This window comes from Mycobacterium sp. SMC-8, from assembly GCF_025263565.1.
Classification (GTDB): domain Bacteria; phylum Actinomycetota; class Actinomycetes; order Mycobacteriales; family Mycobacteriaceae; genus Mycobacterium.
This window is the reverse complement of the sequence record NZ_CP079865.1, coordinates 5,833,612-5,849,471: the sequence shown is the minus strand read 5'-3', so window position 1 is coordinate 5,849,471 and position 15,860 is coordinate 5,833,612. Positions and strand designations below refer to the sequence as shown.

15 protein-coding genes are annotated in these 15,860 nt (G+C 68.7%); 9 read left to right on the top strand and 6 right to left on the bottom strand.

What is annotated here, in order from left to right; translation table 11 throughout:
• The first annotated feature begins 1 nt into the window (after position 1).
• Positions 2–898 carry a MoxR family ATPase gene (locus KXD97_RS28090; protein ID WP_260754197.1) on the top strand — a complete coding sequence of 299 codons (897 nt, stop codon included), beginning with the start codon at positions 2–4 and terminating at the stop codon, positions 896–898.
• Complete coding sequence (locus tag KXD97_RS28085) at positions 898–2,331, top strand: VWA domain-containing protein (RefSeq protein ID WP_260754196.1); 1,434 nt, start codon at positions 898–900, stop codon at positions 2,329–2,331. The genes KXD97_RS28090 and KXD97_RS28085 overlap by 1 nt, the downstream gene beginning before the upstream one ends.
• Before the next feature lie 77 nt (positions 2,332–2,408).
• On the opposite strand, the gene KXD97_RS28080 is transcribed toward KXD97_RS28085, so the two are convergent.
• The 4 genes from KXD97_RS28080 to KXD97_RS28065 are packed head-to-tail and all read right to left on the bottom strand — an operon-like array spanning position 2,409 to position 7,985.
• Positions 2,409–3,653 (bottom strand): NAD(P)/FAD-dependent oxidoreductase, encoded by a 1,245-nt coding sequence (locus KXD97_RS28080; RefSeq protein WP_260754195.1) that lies wholly within the window; start codon positions 3,651–3,653, stop codon positions 2,409–2,411.
• Complete coding sequence (locus tag KXD97_RS28075; RefSeq protein ID WP_260754194.1) at positions 3,650–5,035, bottom strand: NAD(P)/FAD-dependent oxidoreductase; 1,386 nt, start codon at positions 5,033–5,035, stop codon at positions 3,650–3,652. The genes KXD97_RS28080 and KXD97_RS28075 overlap by 4 nt, the downstream gene beginning before the upstream one ends.
• On the bottom strand, positions 5,032–6,480 hold the full coding sequence (locus tag KXD97_RS28070; RefSeq protein WP_260754193.1) for an FGGY family carbohydrate kinase: 1,449 nt from the start codon (positions 6,478–6,480) through the stop codon (positions 5,032–5,034). Before KXD97_RS28070 ends, KXD97_RS28075 begins: the two co-directional genes overlap by 4 nt.
• Positions 6,481–6,491: 11 nt before the next feature.
• Positions 6,492–7,985 (bottom strand): amino acid permease, encoded by a 1,494-nt coding sequence (locus KXD97_RS28065; protein ID WP_260754191.1) that lies wholly within the window; start codon positions 7,983–7,985, stop codon positions 6,492–6,494.
• 141 nt (positions 7,986–8,126) lie between these two features.
• Between KXD97_RS28065 and KXD97_RS28060 the strand changes: the two genes are divergently transcribed.
• From KXD97_RS28060 to KXD97_RS28035, 6 genes are read left to right on the top strand one after another with little or no spacing between them, the layout of a single operon-like run.
• On the top strand, positions 8,127–8,855 hold the full coding sequence (locus KXD97_RS28060; protein ID WP_260754190.1) for a GntR family transcriptional regulator: 729 nt from the start codon (positions 8,127–8,129) through the stop codon (positions 8,853–8,855).
• 57 nt (positions 8,856–8,912) lie between these two features.
• The gene (gene nadD, locus KXD97_RS28055; RefSeq protein WP_396885538.1) at positions 8,913–9,536 is read left to right on the top strand and encodes a nicotinate-nucleotide adenylyltransferase; all 624 of its coding nucleotides are present in this window, start codon (positions 8,913–8,915) and stop codon (positions 9,534–9,536) included.
• Positions 9,533–9,955, top strand: coding sequence for a ribosome silencing factor (rsfS, locus tag KXD97_RS28050; RefSeq protein WP_260758189.1), 423 nt, complete (start codon positions 9,533–9,535; stop codon positions 9,953–9,955). Before nadD ends, rsfS begins: the two co-directional genes overlap by 4 nt.
• On the top strand, positions 9,952–10,629 hold the full coding sequence (gene gpgP / locus KXD97_RS28045) for a glucosyl-3-phosphoglycerate phosphatase (protein ID WP_260754187.1): 678 nt from the start codon (positions 9,952–9,954) through the stop codon (positions 10,627–10,629). Before rsfS ends, gpgP begins: the two co-directional genes overlap by 4 nt.
• Positions 10,619–11,374 (top strand): diglucosylglycerate octanoyltransferase, encoded by a 756-nt coding sequence (octT, locus tag KXD97_RS28040; protein WP_260754185.1) that lies wholly within the window; start codon positions 10,619–10,621, stop codon positions 11,372–11,374. Before gpgP ends, octT begins: the two co-directional genes overlap by 11 nt.
• Positions 11,375–11,380: 6 nt before the next feature.
• The gene (locus tag KXD97_RS28035) at positions 11,381–12,214 is read left to right on the top strand and encodes a DegV family protein (protein ID WP_260754184.1); all 834 of its coding nucleotides are present in this window, start codon (positions 11,381–11,383) and stop codon (positions 12,212–12,214) included.
• A 73-nt stretch (positions 12,215–12,287) separates the two neighbouring features.
• Here the strand turns inward: KXD97_RS28035 and KXD97_RS28030 are convergent, their stop codons facing one another.
• Positions 12,288–13,343, bottom strand: coding sequence for a dihydrodipicolinate reductase (locus KXD97_RS28030; RefSeq protein WP_260754183.1), 1,056 nt, complete (start codon positions 13,341–13,343; stop codon positions 12,288–12,290).
• Positions 13,344–13,523: 180 nt separating this feature from the next.
• Positions 13,524–14,918 (bottom strand): IS1380 family transposase, encoded by a 1,395-nt coding sequence (locus KXD97_RS28025; RefSeq protein WP_260754181.1) that lies wholly within the window; start codon positions 14,916–14,918, stop codon positions 13,524–13,526.
• Positions 14,919–15,051: 133 nt separating this feature from the next.
• Here KXD97_RS28025 and KXD97_RS28020 point away from each other — a divergent pair, with 133 nt between their 5' ends.
• Positions 15,052–15,858, top strand: coding sequence for an SDR family NAD(P)-dependent oxidoreductase (locus KXD97_RS28020; RefSeq protein WP_260754180.1), 807 nt, complete (start codon positions 15,052–15,054; stop codon positions 15,856–15,858).
• Positions 15,859–15,860: the final 2 nt, after the last annotated feature.

The window sequence follows — 15,860 nt, the reverse complement described above, 5'->3', positions numbered from 1 at the left end:
CGTGAGCGTTCCCGCACAGATCGTGCCGCTGTTCGCCGACATCGGCGATGTCGCCAAGCGGCTGGCCGAAACCGGTTATCTGCCCGACACTGCGACGGCCACCGCGGTGTTCCTCGCCGACCGGCTCGGCAAGCCACTGCTGGTCGAGGGGCCCGCCGGTGTCGGTAAGACCGAACTGGCGCGCGCTATCGCCCAGTCGACAGGCTCCGAACTGGTGCGCCTGCAGTGCTACGAGGGCGTCGACGAGGCCCGGGCGCTCTACGAGTGGAACCACGCCAAGCAGATCCTGCGCATCCAGGCCGGCAATGCCGGCGCCGGTTCCGACGGCACCGACTGGGACCGCACCAAGGACGACGTCTTCTCCGAAGAGTTCCTGCTGACCCGTCCGCTGCTGACCGCGATCCGGCGCACCGACCCGACGGTGCTGCTGATCGACGAGACCGACAAGGCCGACATCGAGATCGAGGGTCTGCTGCTGGAAGTGCTCAGCGATTTCGCGGTGACGGTGCCCGAGCTCGGCACCATCACCGCCGAGCGGCGGCCGCTGGTGGTGCTGACGTCGAACGCGACCCGCGAACTGTCCGAAGCGCTCAAACGCCGGTGTCTGTTTCTGCACATCGACTTCCCGGACCCGGATCTGGAGCGTCGCATCCTGCTCTCCCGGGTGCCCGAGCTGCCGGAGCGGCTCGCTGAGGAACTGGTGCGAATCATCGGCGTGATGCGGGGGATGGCGCTCAAGAAGCTGCCGTCGGTGGCCGAGACCATCGACTGGGGCCGCACGCTGCTGGCCCTGGGCATGGACACCGTCGACGACGAGGTGATCGCCGCGACGCTCGGCGTCGTCCTCAAGCACCAGTCCGACCAGATCAAAGCCGCGGGCGAGTTGAGACTCAACTGATGCCCCCGCGACGCACCCGCCCGCCCCAGCCGCTGGCGCCCCACGGAATTCCCGGCCACCTGGTCGAGTTCGTGGAAGCGTTGCGCGTGCAGGGGATCTCGGTGGGTCCGTCGGAGACGGTGGATGCCGGCCAGGTGATGGCGACGCTGGGGCTGGCCGACCGGAACGTGCTGCGGGAAGGCCTGGCGTGCGCGGTGTTGCGCCGTGCCGACCACCGCGACACCTATGACGCACTGTTCGATCTGTATTTCCCGGCGGCGCTGGGTGCGAGGACCGTGCTCGAGGATCCGGACGACGAGCCAGGTCTGCCGCCGGAGGACATCGAGGCGATGCGCCAGGCCCTGCTCGACATGCTGACCGACAACCAGGAACTGGCCGATCTCGACGAGCGGCTGGCGGCGATGATCGCCCAGATCGTCGAGGCCTATGGCCGGTACAACTCCAGCCGCGGGCCGTCGTATTCGTCCTACCAGGCGCTCAAGGCCATGAGCCTGGATGACCTGGAGGGCCGGCTGTTGGCGGGGCTGCTCGCCCCATACGGCGAGGAGCCCACGCCCACCCAGGAGCAGATCGCCAAAGCCATTGCCGCGCAACGGATCGCGCAGCTGCGCAAGATGGTGGAGTCGGAGACCAAGCGGCGCACCGCCGAGCAACTCGGCCGCGACCACGTGCAGATGTACGGGGTTCCGCAGCTGGCCGAGAACGTCGAGTTCCTGCGCGCGTCAGGCGAGCAGCTGCGGCAGATGCGCCGCACGGTCGGCCCGCTGGCCCGCATGCTGGCCACCCGGCTGGCGGCCCGGCGACGGCGTTCCCGCGCCGGGGAGATCGACCTGCGCAAGACGCTGCGAAAGTCGATGTCGACCGGTGGTGTCCCGATCGACGTGGTGCTCAAGAAGCCGCATCCGGCGCGTCCCGAGCTGGTGGTGCTCTGCGACGTGTCCGGATCGGTGGCCGGTTTCAGCCATTTCACGCTGCTGCTGGTGCACGCGCTGCGCCAGCAGTTCTCCCGCGTGCGCGTGTTCGCCTTTATAGACACCACCGACGAGGTCACCGAATTGTTCGGTCCCGACGCCGATCTCGCCGTGGCCGTGCAACGGATCACCCGTGAGGCCGCCGTCTACACCCGGGACGGGCATTCCGATTACGGGCACGCGTTCGTGTCGTTCCTCGACAAGTTCCCCAACGTGCTGTCGCCGCGCAGCTCGCTGCTGGTCCTCGGGGACGGCCGCAACAATTACCGTAACCCTGAGACCGATCTGCTCGCCCACATGGTCAACGCCAGCAGGCATGCGCACTGGCTCAACCCCGAGCCCAGGCACCTGTGGGGCAGCGGTGATTCCGCCGTGCCGCGTTATCAGGACATCATCACCATGCACGAGTGCCGCTCGGCCAAGCAGCTCGCCTCGGTGATCGACGCGCTGCTCCCCGTCTAGTTTCCCGCCGAAATCGCATTCCACGCGGTGTTTTTCGTCCGGAGACCGCGCGGAATGCAATTTCGGCGACGAGATGATCAGGCCAGCGACAGCGTGACCGGACCGCCCTTCGGGTCGGCACCGGCCACCAATGACCACGGCGCCCGGTAGACCCGCCCGGGCGCGGCCGGCCACGGGGTGCGTTTGCTCGCCAGCAGCCGGCCGTCCTGCATGGCGCGCAGCCGCGGCAAGCGGCGGTACTCGTCGGTCCACAAAAGCAGGTCGCCGCGGGCGGGGACGCCGCCGTCGGCGGAGACCAGTTGCGGGGCAACCCAACGCAGCGGTGCGTCGACGCGGATCGGGGTCACGGCCGGGGTCGGCGCGGCGTCGTCGCGGCGGCGCAGCCAGGACTGCACCGCGGGGGCGACGTGGCGGCCGTCGAGGGCGGCGCCGTCGGCGGTGTCCACCGGGTGCAGCAGGTTGCCGACCGCGAACACGCCCGGACGGCTGGTCCGCAGGGCCGGATCCACGACGGGGCCGCGCGTGGCGGAGTCCATCTGCAGTCCGCCGGTGCGGGCGAGCTCGTGGTCGGGGATCCAGTCGCCGGTGAACACCACGGTGTCACAGGCGATCTCACGACGCTGTCCGGTGGCGATGTGTTCCACGGTGACCGCGCGGACCCGGTCCTTGCCGTGAATGCCGACCACGCGGCTGCCGGTGAGCACCGGCTCGTCCAGCAGTATCCGGCCGGCCGACCGGAACGCGGCGTACGCCTCGGCACGGGGATAGCCGCTGATCATCGCCGCGCTGGCGCAACCGGCTTCACGCAGGGTGAGCACCGCCGACCAGCTGACCAGTTCGGCGCCCACGATCACCGCCCGGCGACCGACGGCGGTGTGGTGCACGTGCACCATGTTCTGCAGCTGTCCGGTGGTGTAGACACCCTCGGGGCGGTCGCCGGGCACCAGGCGGGCCGGGCGGGGGCGTTCGCGGGCGCCGGTGGCAAGGACGACCGCGTCGGCGGTGACGGTCCGCACGCCGCGCGGGGAGGTGATCTGCACGGTGCGTTCACCCGCCCACCCGGTGACCATCGCCTCGGTTTCCAGCACGGCCCCGGCGTCGCGGGCCATGTCGGTCAGACGCCGGGCGTAGGCAGGCCCGGAGATGAACCGGTGCAGGTCGCGCATGCCATACCCGAGATGGTCACTGTGCCGGGGGATTCCACCGGTCTGCGCCTCACGCTCGAGCACAAGGACTTCGCCGTCGACCGCGGGGGCCAGCGCGGCGGCGGCTGTGAGCCCGGACGGTCCTGCGCCGATGACGGCCACTGCGACGTGGTTCACCGCGCGGTTCCCGCCTGGAGCAGGGTCTGGGTGTGCGCGCCGCAGTAGAACCCCTGGCAGCGCCCGTTCATCACGCGGGTGCGCCGGCGCAGCCCGTCGAGGTCCGCGGGCGGAATCGGGGAGTCGAAGGCATCGCGGATCTCTCCGGCGGTGACCCGCTCGCAGAAGCAGACGATCCTTCCGTACTCCGCGTCGGCGGCGATGCGTTCACTGTCCTGGTACGGGCGCACCGCGGCTTCGCCGAGATTGGGCATGCGGGGCGGCGGTGGCAGGCCGTCACGTTCGGTGACCTCAACGCCGGCCCTGGCCAACAGCTCGGTGACGTACTCGGCCACCGCCATACCCGACGTGAGACCGGTGGAGCGGATTCCGCCGACGAGCACGTAGCGCTGCCGTGCATCGAGGTCGATGAGATAGTCGTCGTGATCGGTCGCCGCGCGCAGCCCGGCGTAGCTGGCGGTGACCTCCTCGTCGAACAGCGACGGCATCAACGCCCGTCCCCTCGAGATCAAGAAGTCGAACCCCTTCTCGGATGTTCCCGTGGCCGTGCGGTCTTTGAGGTTCTCCGATGTCGGGCCCACCATCACGTTGCCGTAGATGGTCGGGCTCACCAGCACACCCTTGCCGCGGGAAGACGGCACGGCCAGCACGATCAGCGGCACCATCGGCCTGGTCAGTTTGTCGAACACCAGCAGTTCGCCACGGCGCGGGATCACGGTGAAGCGCTCGTACCCGAACTCGGCGTCGAGATGGTCGGCCCCCAGGCCGGCAGCGTTGATGACCCACCGCCCGCGCACGTCCCCGGCGGTGGTGTGCAGCGTCGTGTGGTCGGGCCCGAGGTCGACGCCGGTGACCTGTGCACCGCGCAGCAGTCGCGCGCCCCGGGCTACCGCGTCGGTGGCCAGCGCCAGGTTGGTGGTCCAGGTACAGATGACCGACTCGCCGGGCACGGTCAGACCGGCCAGCGCGCCCGGGCCGAGGTCGGGAACCCTGCGGTACACCTCGTCGGCGGTGACGAGGCCGCATTCGCGGTAGCCGTTGCGCTCGGCCTTAACGATCAGGCCGGGCAGCGCGTCGGTCTCCTCCTCGGTCCAGGCCACCAGCATTGCGCCGGTGCGTTCCACCGGGATGCCGGTCTGTTCGGCGTAGTCGCCGAGCAGGTGGTAGCCCCTGGCCACCAGCCGGGATTCCAGCGTCCCGGGGGTGGCGTCGAAACCGGTGTGCAGCAACGCGGTGTTGGCTTTGCTGGTGCCGTCGCCGACATCGTTGCGGGCCTCGACCATCGTGACCGACAGATCGCTGCCGGCCAGGGCCCGGGCGATCGCGGCGCCGACGATCCCGGCGCCGATCACGACGACGTCGGAGACGCCTTCGGAGGTCATGATGTGCTCTCCTCAGATGAATTCTGCTGTGTGGCAGCCGAATCAGCGGCACGACGCCAGCGGTGCAGGTAGTCGGCGGCGCGGTCGGCCGACCACCGCGGTTGGTAGGTCTGTGCGGGAACCCAGTGCCCCACCGCGTCCGCGACGGAGATCCCGGGGTCGAGTGCGAGCCGGGCACACGCGGCCGCACCGAGCGCGGTCGCGTGCAGCGACGGGTACACCTCGACCGGCATGCGGGCCAGGTCGGCCTGGGCCTGCATCAGGGCGGCCGACCGGGTCAGGCCGCCGTCCACGCGCAGCCGTGTCAATGGCCTGCCGAGGTCCGCCGACACCAGGTCGGTCAGTGCGGTCACCTGCGCGGCGATTCCTTCGACCAGCGCCCGTACCAACTGGCCGCGTCCGCTCGACAAAGTCATTCCCGAGAACGACGCGGTCGCGCCCGAATCCCACCACGGCGCCGCCAGCCCCGCCAGCGCCGGCACGCATAACACGCCGTCGCTGGATTCCGCTGCGGCGGAGTCGATCTGATCGGCCGACGGTACCAACCCGAGATCCACGGCCCAACGGATCGCGGATGCGGCCGTGTAAACCTGGCCGTCGATGCAGTACCGCGTCTGGTCACGTAACCGCCAGGCCACCGACGTCGTCAGCCCGGAGGTCGACCGCACCGCGTCGGACCCGAGCTGCGCGAGCAGGAACGCGCCGGTGCCGTAAGTGCATTTCGCCGATCCCGGCTCCAGACAGCTCTCGGCCAGCAGTGCCGCCTGCTGGTCGACGACCAGGCCGGTGACCGGCAGACTCGGGCCGAAAACCTCTGTGGTGCCTATGATCTCGTCGCTGGCGACGATCTGGGGCAGCGCCTCGCCGTCCAGGCCGAACAGCGCGACGAGGTCGTCGTCCCACTGCACCTTGTCCAACGACATGAGCAGGGAGCGGCTCGCGGTGGACGCGTCGGTGACGAACGCGCCGCACAGCCGGTGCACCAGCCACGTGTCGGTCGTGGTCACCATCCCGTCGCGGGTCAGCTGGGCGCGGATCCACGCCATCTTCGGTGCGGAGAAGTACGGATCGAGCACCAGCCCGGTCCGCCTGGCGACCTCGTCGGCGTGATCGGCGAGTGCGGCGCACAGGGACTCGGCGCGCCTGTCCTGCCACACGACCGCGGGGGTGAGGGGTTGCCCGGTGGTGCGGTCCCACGCCAGAACCGTCTCGCCCTGGTTGGCCAGCGCGACCGCGCTGGCGGTCACCCCGGCCAACTCCAGCGCGCGGCGTCCGGCGGTGACAACGGAATCGAACAGCGCCTCGGGATCCTGCTCGACGCCGCCGCCGGGCAGATAGTCCGGGCGCAGGGACTCCTCGGCGACGGCCAGGACGTGCCCGGCTGCGTCGACGACGACGGCCTTCGTTCCGGACGTGCCCTGATCGATGGCCAGGATGTGACCCATCGCGTGGTCCGTCACTCCCGCAGTTCGGCGTCGATGGAGTGCATGTCCGGCATCGACAGACTCTTCTTGCCGTAGCGGATCAGCAGGTAGCCGAGGTAGGCCGCCCCGATCGCCACCATCACGATGACGTAGGACCACGCCTCCTTGAAAGATGCGTCGCGGAACAGCGCCAACTCGAAAACCAGCCAGACCACCGCCACCACCAGGATCGGGGCCTCCCAGACGCCCAGGTCGAACTTGCCGTTGCTGGGCAGTTCCTTGCGCTTGACCAGGTACAGCACCACCGTGGACGCGTACATCACCGCCGGCAGCAGCGTCGCGGCGCCGAACAGGGTGAACAGCGCGGTCTCCGAGTGCGCGAAGATCGCCAGGATCAGCTGCGCCAGGCAGAAGTACAGCACCGTGGCTTTGAGGGGAGTGTGGAACCGGGGCGAGATCTGACTCCATTGCTGCCAGCCGGGGAACCGCTTGTCGCGTGACATCGCCCAGGTCAGCCGCACGCCGGTGATCATGATGACCAGCCCGCACGCGAAGATCGCGAGCACCACCATCAACAGCAGCAGCGTGGCGACCACCGAGCCGAGCGTCTTGTCGATGACGTCGGCGATCGGCGTGCCGGATTCGGCCAGCGCCACCGGATCACCCGCGGCCAGCGTCACCGCCACCAGGAACACGAATCCGAGCACACCGGAGGCCAGCACGGCCTGCCACATCGCCCGCGGCACCACCCGCTCCGGGTCGTGGGTCTCCTCGGCGAGGTTGGCCGCGGATTCGAAACCGACGATCGTGAACGCGCCGAGAAGAAAGCCCAGCATCCACGGACCGGCCGAGGTCCAGTCGCCGAAGCTCCAGAACCCTTCTGCGGACACGGCGCCCTTGCTGAACAGGTTGCCGAAATCCATGTCGCCGCGCACAGCCGCGACAACCAGGAGCAGCGCGGTGAGCGCGACCATCCCGATCAGCTCCAGGGTGACCAGGCTGTTGTTCACCCGCTCGGCCCACGGGGTCGAGAACGCCACCAGCAGTGCCTGCAGCAGCAGCACGACGGCCGTCATCACCCACGCGATCGTCGGGGTGCTCTCGTAGTTCAGCAGCACCGGCAGGATCGTCGAGGCGATCGTGTAGTCCACCGCGCAGACGACGACCGCCAGGAACGAGAACGAGATCCAGCCGATGATCCAGCCCAGGACCGGGTTCGCCAGGCGCGACATCCACTGGTAGTGGTAACCGGTCACCGGGATCCGGGAGGCCAGCGCCCCCAGCACGAAGGCGACTGCGAGCTGACCGATCACCGCTATCGGCCACGTCCAGATGCCGACCGGACCCGAACTGTTGAGCACCGAGCCGTAGGTGGTGAAGATGCCCGTTGCGATCGACACGAACGCGAACGCGACCGCGAACGAGGCGAACTTCCCGGTCCGTCGTTCCAGCGACTCCTTGTACCCGAACTGGGCGAGGTCGGCGGCATCACTGCGCGAAGACTGCCGCGAAGACTGCTCAGACATCGATCGCTCCAAATCTATGGTCTAGACCATGTGGTTGAACCAGAGTATGGGTGTCCTGCGGCCCCGCGTCAACGAAGTCACACATTGTTTACCCGGGACATCTTGACGACCGAAGTTCAGTTACGTCGCTACGCTGCAAAGATGCCCGCAGGCACGCCCCTGTACATGTCGATTGCCGCCGACGTCCGCGACTTGATCGCCACCGCAGCGCTGGGCCCGCACACGCTGTTGCCGTCCGAACGTGAGCTCGCCGAACGGCACGGGGTCAGCCGCATGACCGCCCGTCAGGCGCTGTCGCTGCTGGAGAGCGAAGGCGTGGTCTACCGCAAGCCGCCGCGCGGCACGTTCGTGGCCGAGCCGCGGGTGCGGTTCCATGTCGGCAGCTTCTCGGAAGAGGTCGCCCGGATGGGCCGGCGGCCGGCGGCGAAGTTGTTGTGGGCCGAACATCGGGTGGCCAGTCCCGCGGTGCGGCGCGCACTCGATCTCGCCGACGGCGCCGCCGTGCACGTCTTTCACCGACTGCGCAGTGTCGACGACGTTCCGTTCGCGCTGGAGACGACGTACCTTCCCGCCGACCTGACGCCCGGCATTCTCGACGTGACCGACGACGGCTCGCTGTGGGCGGTGCTGCGCACCCGGTTCGGCATCGACCTGGCTCGCTCGACCGCGGTACTGGAATCCATCGTGCTCGATGACGCGACGAGCGCGCAGCTCGGTGTGCGGGCGGGCTCGGCCGGGACCCTGCTGACGCGGAACACCGAGGACAGCTCCGGGCGGTGTGTGGAGTACGCCCGCGACGTCTACCGCGCCGACCGCGCGGCGTTCGAGGTGTCCGAGGCGTTGCACGCCCATCGGCTCTCGGCTGTCTGAGGCCGCGCTCCCGTAAGCTCGCTATTCGTGCAAGCAGGCGGCCGACGGTGCAGAAGGCTGGGCGTGATGGGCGGGACCTTCGATCCCATCCACAACGGCCACCTCGTCGCGGCCAGCGAGGTCGCCGACCGGTTCGAGCTCGACGAGGTGGTGTTCGTGCCGACCGGCCAGCCCTGGCAGAAGCGCAGCAGGCCGGTGACCGCGGCCGAGGACCGCTATCTGATGACGGTGATCGCGACGGCGTCCAATCCGCGGTTTTCCGTCAGCAGAGCCGACATCGACCGCGGCGGTCCCACCTACACCAAAGACACGCTGCGGGATCTGCGGGCCCAGAATCCCGACGCCGACCTGTACTTCATCACCGGTGCCGACGCGCTGGCGTCGATCCTGTCCTGGCAGAACTGGGAGGAGATGTTCTCGATCGCCCGGTTCGTCGGAGTCAGCCGGCCCGGCTACGAACTCGACGGAAAACACATCACGGCGGCCATGGCCGAGCTGCCCGATGACGCCCTGAACCTGATCGAGGTGCCGGCGCTGGCGATCTCGTCGACGGACTGCCGCCGGCGGGCCGAGGAGTCGCGGCCGATCTGGTATCTGGTCCCCGACGGTGTCGTGCAGTACGTGGCCAAACGTAATCTCTATCGGAGCCCCAGCCTTGTAGGTGAAGGAGAGCACCCCTGACCGCCTCAGCCGAAGCCATCGACATGGCCACCGTCGCCGCCAGGGCGGCGGCGGCCAAACTCGCCGAGGACGTCGTCGTGATCGACGTGTCCGGCCAGCTCGTCATCACCGACTGTTTCGTCATCGCGTCCGGATCCAACGATCGGCAGGTCAACGCGATCGTCGACGAGGTCGAGGAGAAGATGCGCCGTGCCGGCTACAAGCCGGCACGCCGGGAGGGCACCCGGGAAGGTCGCTGGACCCTGCTCGACTACGTCGACATCGTGGTGCACATCCAGCACGAAGATGAACGCAATTTCTACGCACTGGACCGGCTGTGGCGGGACTGCCCGACAGTGCCGGTGGACCTCGACGTCCCGCAGGAAGACGCGCCGCAGGAGGCCGCGCCGCGGGATGACCTGCCGCGGGACGAGGAATGAGGGTTCGCCGCCTGGTCATGCTGCGGCATGGGCAGACCGAGTACAACGCCGGCAGCCGGATGCAGGGTCAGCTCGACACCGACCTCAGCGACCTGGGCCGGGAACAGGCCGTGGCGGCCGCCGAGGTGCTCGCCAAGCGGCAGCCGCTGCTGATCGTGTCCTCGGATCTGCGCCGTGCGCTCGATACCGCCGTCGCGCTCGGTGACCGCAGCGGCCAGCCGGTCAGCATCGACACCCGACTGCGGGAGACCCATCTGGGCGACTGGCAGGGCATGACCCACCTGGAGGTCGACGCCGTCGCTCCGGGTGCGCGGCTGGCATGGCGTGACGACGCGCGCTGGGCTCCGCACGGCGGGGAGAGCCGAATCGACGTGGCCGCGCGCAGCCTGCCGCTGGTGCAGGAGTTGGTCGCCCGGCAGACCGAGTGGGGGGCGGCCGGCTCGGAGCGCCCCGTGGTGCTCGTCGCGCACGGCGGCCTGATCGCTGCGCTGACCGCGGCGCTGCTGGGATTGCCGCCCGAGAACTGGCCGGTGCTCGGCGGCATGGGCAACGCCAGCTGGGTCCAGCTGGCCGGGCACACCCGCGCCGACGGTGACCCGGCGTCGTTCGCGGACATCCGGTGGCGTCTGGACGTGTGGAACGCCTCGGCTCAGGTTGCCAACGATGTCCTCTGAGGCACGGGCCGGTCGCCGCACGCTGCTGATCTTCTGCGACTCGCTGTCCTACTACGGGCCCACCGGCGGGCTTCCCTCAGACGATCCCCGGATCTGGCCGAACCTCGTTGCGGGGCAACTTGACTGGGGTGTCGAACTGATCGGCCGGATCGGGTGGACGAGTCGGGACGTGTGGTGGGCGGCCACCCAGGATCCGCGGTCGTGGGCGGCGTTGCCGAAAGCGGGCGCGGTGATCTTCGCGACGTCCGGCATGGATTCGCTGCCATCACCGCTGCCGACCGCGCTGCGCGAACTGATCCGCTACGTGCGACCTCCGCGCCTACGGCGTTGGGTGCGTGACGGATACGGCTGGGTGCAGCCCCGGCTCTCGCCGATCGCGCGCCCGGCCCTGCCTCCGCACCTGACCGTCGACTATCTCGAGATGACAAGGGCGGCAATCGACTTCAACCGTCCGGGCATTCCCGTGGTGGCATCGCTTCCGTCGGTGCACATCGCCCCGACGTACGGGATGGCCCATCACGGCCGTGCCGGGACCGTCGCAGCGATCACCCGCTGGGCATCCGAGAAGGGGGTGCCGCTGGTCGATCTCAAGGCCGCGGTGGGCGAAGAGGTGCGCAGCGGTCGAGGCAACCCCGACGGCATCCACTGGAACTTCGAAGCCCATCAGGCGGTCGCCGAACTGATGATCAAGGGACTCGCCGAGGCAGGCGTGGACATCCCGGACGTCCCCTCGATTGGCGGCTGACGCTCCATGCCGGTCGTGGTCGTCAGCGACTCGTCCTCGCGCCTTCCGTGTGAGGAGCGCACACGGTGGGACATTCGCGAGGTGCCCCTGCACGTGCTGCTCGACGGGGAGGACCTGCGCGACAGGATCGATGACATCCCCTACGACATCCACGACCGTCCCAAGGTGACCACCGCCGGCGCGACCCCCGCCGAGTTGGTCGACACCTACCGCCGCGCCCTCACCGACAGCGGCGGCGACGGCGTTGTCGCCGTTCACCTTTCGGGAGCCCTGTCGAGTACCTACAGTGCGGCGGCGACGGCGGCCCGGGAATTCGGCCCCGCGGTGCGGGTGGTGAACTCGCGCTCGGCCGCGATGGGTGTGGGGTTCGTGGCGCTGGCCGCGGCCGACTGCGCACGCTCCGGTGGTGACATCGACGCCGTCGAGGCCGCGGCGCGTTCCGCGCTGACCCGCTCGCACGTGTTCCTCGTCGTGCACCGGCTGGACAATCTGCGCCGTAGCGGCAGGATTCGCACCACGGCGTCGTGGCTGGGCACCGCACTGGCCCTCAAACCGCTGCTGTGCCTCGACGTGGACGGCCGGCTGGTGCTCGACCAGCGCATCCGCACGGTCACCAAGGCACATGCCGCGATGGTGGATCGGGTGGCGCAGGTGATCGGCGACCGGTGCGCCGACGTCGTCGTGCACCACGTCGACAACCACGACGCCGCCGACGAGCTCGGTGCCGCACTGACGCAACGGCTTCCGCAGCTCTCCTCGCTCACCGTCGCCGACATGGGGCCGCTGCTGTCGATCCACGTCGGGGCCGGCGCGGTGGGAGTGGCCCTGCAGGTGCATTGACCCTGTCCGCCGAAATCGCATTCCACGCGAGGGAACTCGCGAAATCGCGACGCTGAAAGCAATCTCGGCGAGATCAGGCCGCCGCCCGGCCGGTGATCGGCGGCAGGTCGGCCAGCGTGACGATGCCCGGCGGCGCGGCGACGACGGCGGGCACCGCGTTGGTCACCGGCATCGCCGTGTAGATCATGCCAAGGCCCATGAACCCGGGCTCGGTCCAGTCCCTGGGCGGCAGGCAGTGCAGCACGGTGCGCATGTTGGGCACTCCGAACACCTGGATCACGTGGCCGTGTTCGAGCGGTATGGGCGGGGTGACGTGGTTTCCCATGATCCAGTTGAAGCCGACACTGACGATGTTGTGGTCGCCGACCCAGCCGCGGTGATAGCCGTGCACCCCGGCGACTGTGCCCTCCGGGATCTTCATGAAACCGAGGTCGCTGTCACCGGTGGCCGCGGTGAAGGTGACGTCGAAGGTGATTCGGTCCAGCGTGGCGCCGATCGCGTCGGCCATCATCGCGGCGGACTCGGCGAACACCTCACTCTCCCGCCGTACGCTCTCGGCCAGTCCCGGCGTGTCGGGATCCTGCGAGAAGCCCATCGCGGTCTGCGTGCCCGCCGACTCGTAGGTGGAGCAGTCCACCGACTCGGTGATGCGAATCTCGTCGACGCGCTCGCACGCCCCGGACAGGACCATTCCGACCAGGTTGCTCATGCCGGGGTGTGCGCCACTGCCGAAGATCGTGGAATTCCCTGCGGCGCATGCGCGCCGGATGCGGTCGAGGTCTTCGGGGGACTGCTTGCCCCCGGTGATCCAGGCGGCGCTGGAACACACGTTGACTCCGGACTCCAACAGCCGCACCAGCTCGTCGATGTCGGGCCACAACGGGTTGTAACAGCACGCATCCGCCTGCAGCGCCACCAGTTCCTCGATGTCGTTGGTTGCGGTCACGCCGGTCGGCTGCGGCCATCCGGCCAGCTCGGCAGCGTCGACCCCCACCTTGTCGGCGCCGTGCGCGTACACCCCGACGAGCTCCATGTCGTCGCGGCCGATGATCGCGTGCAACGATCGCCGTCCGATGTTGCCGGTGGTCCACTGGATGACGCGAAGTGGTCGACTGCTGGTGGTGGTCATGGGGTCAAGCTAGTGCCTCTAAGCCTCGATCCACCGATCAGCTGATTGCGTGGTGATGAGTTCGATTGTGCGGCTTGATTCTGGTGTGTGCAGTGGTGTGCGTACCAGGGATCGCCCGGCCTCGCTGTCGGGTTGTTCCTGTTGGTCTTTCGCGTCGCGGGATGGGTTGAGAGGACCTGGTTAGGCGATGATGGGCCGATTTTGGTGAGACAGGCTGCCGAACAGGGTGTTCCAGGCATGTTCCCAGGGCCAGTCTCGTGGTAGGTGCAGGGTCAGCCGGCGGGCTGAGGACGCGATACGGGCTGGGACGCTGATCAGCGTTCGGCGGATGGTAGCGGTGCGGGCTTTGGCCAACGGTCCCCTGGTAAGGGTCGCGGCGGCGCGGGTGAGGTTGAACGCCATGGTGGCCATGACCAGCCAGGCGGCGTTGGCGGTGAATTTCCCTGAGGGCAGGTGAGCCAGGGCGGAGTTCTTCAGGTCGGCATGAACCTGTTCGATGATGGCGTGGCCGCGGTGGGTCTTGTCGGCGGTGACGGTGTCCAGATCAGTGGTGGTGAAGAACGCGTGGAAGCGCCAGGTGTCGAACAAGGTCTGCTGCCCGTCACTGCCGGTGGTGTTGAGGTCGGGGATGCGGCGCACCACCAACCGGCCGGGCACCTGCTGGCTGGCTTTCTTGGAACTGAACGCGGTGAATCCGATCTCGGCGACCTCGGCGCGGGAGATCCATCGCTTGGTGGGTTCGTCGTATATGGCGTCGGTGTACTCGATCGGTGTCCACGCGTCGTCGGGGATCTGGGCGATCGCGGTTTTGACTTTGGTGTCCATCCGCACCGTGATCGATACCTCAGCGCCGCCGCGCAGTGCTGCAGCGATGGTGGGATGGCCGTAGAAGGCTGAATCGGCTCGCAGCAGCGGCTTGCCGGTGGCTTCGGGGCTGCGCAGACGGTTCACGGTGGCCAGGGTGTCGGCGATGATCCGCTTGGCTCCCCGTGGTGAGCCGCACGATCCTTTGCGCAGACGGGCACCGGTGATCACCGGCGCACCGGCGGTAGTGGTGAGCGTGGCGATCAACGCGTTGAGCCCGCGGACCCGGGTGTAGCCGTATCCGGATCCTTGTTTGGCATAGCCGTGGACTTCGATGATGGTGTCGTCCAGATCGACCAGGATCGGGCCGTCGATCCCGGCCAGCAGCGGGGTGCGGGCATGCAGGCCCGCCAGGAACCGGGAGGCCACCGCGTCGAGTTGGCGGACATGCCCGAAGGTGAATGCGCGCAGGAACGACCCCAAGGTCGAGGGTGCATACGGGCGGTCGAACACGGTGCCCATCGCCCCGTGCCGCAATAAGGCCATGTCATCGATGCTGTCGGCTCCGGCCACCATGCCTGCGACCAGGCAGGCGACTTTCGCGCCACTGTTGGAGCCCTTGTCGGTCGGGACGCTGAGATGCTCATCCGCCAGTGCGGCCAGGCCGCACTGGCCGGCCAAGGCGGCCATCGGGACCAGCCCGGCGCACGACACCAGATTCGGGTCATCGAAGACTGCTGAGGCTACGGGCCGGGTGTGAGATAGTTGCATCTACGAGATGCCCTTCGTTGTGGCCGAATGTGATCTTAGAGAAATCTCATTCTTTCACCACGACAGGGCATTTCGGCGTTACAACCCACTCCGCGCCGCTACCTAATCGGTGTATCCAGGCTAAGGTGGCGGAATGGGTGAGATGGCGCCGGTGGCCGTGGTGACGGGTGCCAGCCGCGGCGCAGGACTGGGGATCGCGACGGCCCTGGCGGGCCGGGGATGGCGGGTCTACGGCACCGGGCGCACGGTGGCCGACGATGCGCCGTGGGGCACCGGGGTGCGCGTCGATCATCGCGACGACGACGCCGTAGGGGCGCTGTTCGACCGGGTGGGCGCCGAGGCGGGCAGGCTGGACCTGCTGGTCAACAACGCCGCGGTGATCGCCGACGGGCTGGTCAGTCCGAAGCCGTTCTGGCAGAAACCCCGCGACCTGGCCGACGTGCTCGACGTCGGACTGCGGTCGGCGTACGTCGCGTCGTGGCACGCCGCGCCGCTGCTGATCGCCCAGCGGCACGGGTTGATCGCCTTCACGTCCTCGCCCGGCTCGGTCTGCTACATGCACGGCCCGGCCTACGGCGCACAAAAGGCGGGGGTGGACAAGATGGCCGCGGACATGGCGGTCGACTTCCGCGGTACCGGCGTCGCGACAATCTCGGTGTGGATGGGGATCCTGCTCACCGAGAAGCTGCGCTCGGCGTTCGACGGCAACCCCGACGCGCTGGCGGCGTTCGCCGAGCAGGCCGAGACGCCGGAGTTCACCGGTCATGTGATCGACGCGCTGTATCGCGATCCGGACCTGGACGGCCTCAGCGGGCACACCCTGATCGCCGCCGAAGCCGCTGCGCGCTACGGCATCATCGACGAGGGCGGCCGCACCCCACCGTCGCATCGCGAGATGCTCGGAGCACCAAGGGAACCCAGCTCGGTGATCGTGCGCTGAGC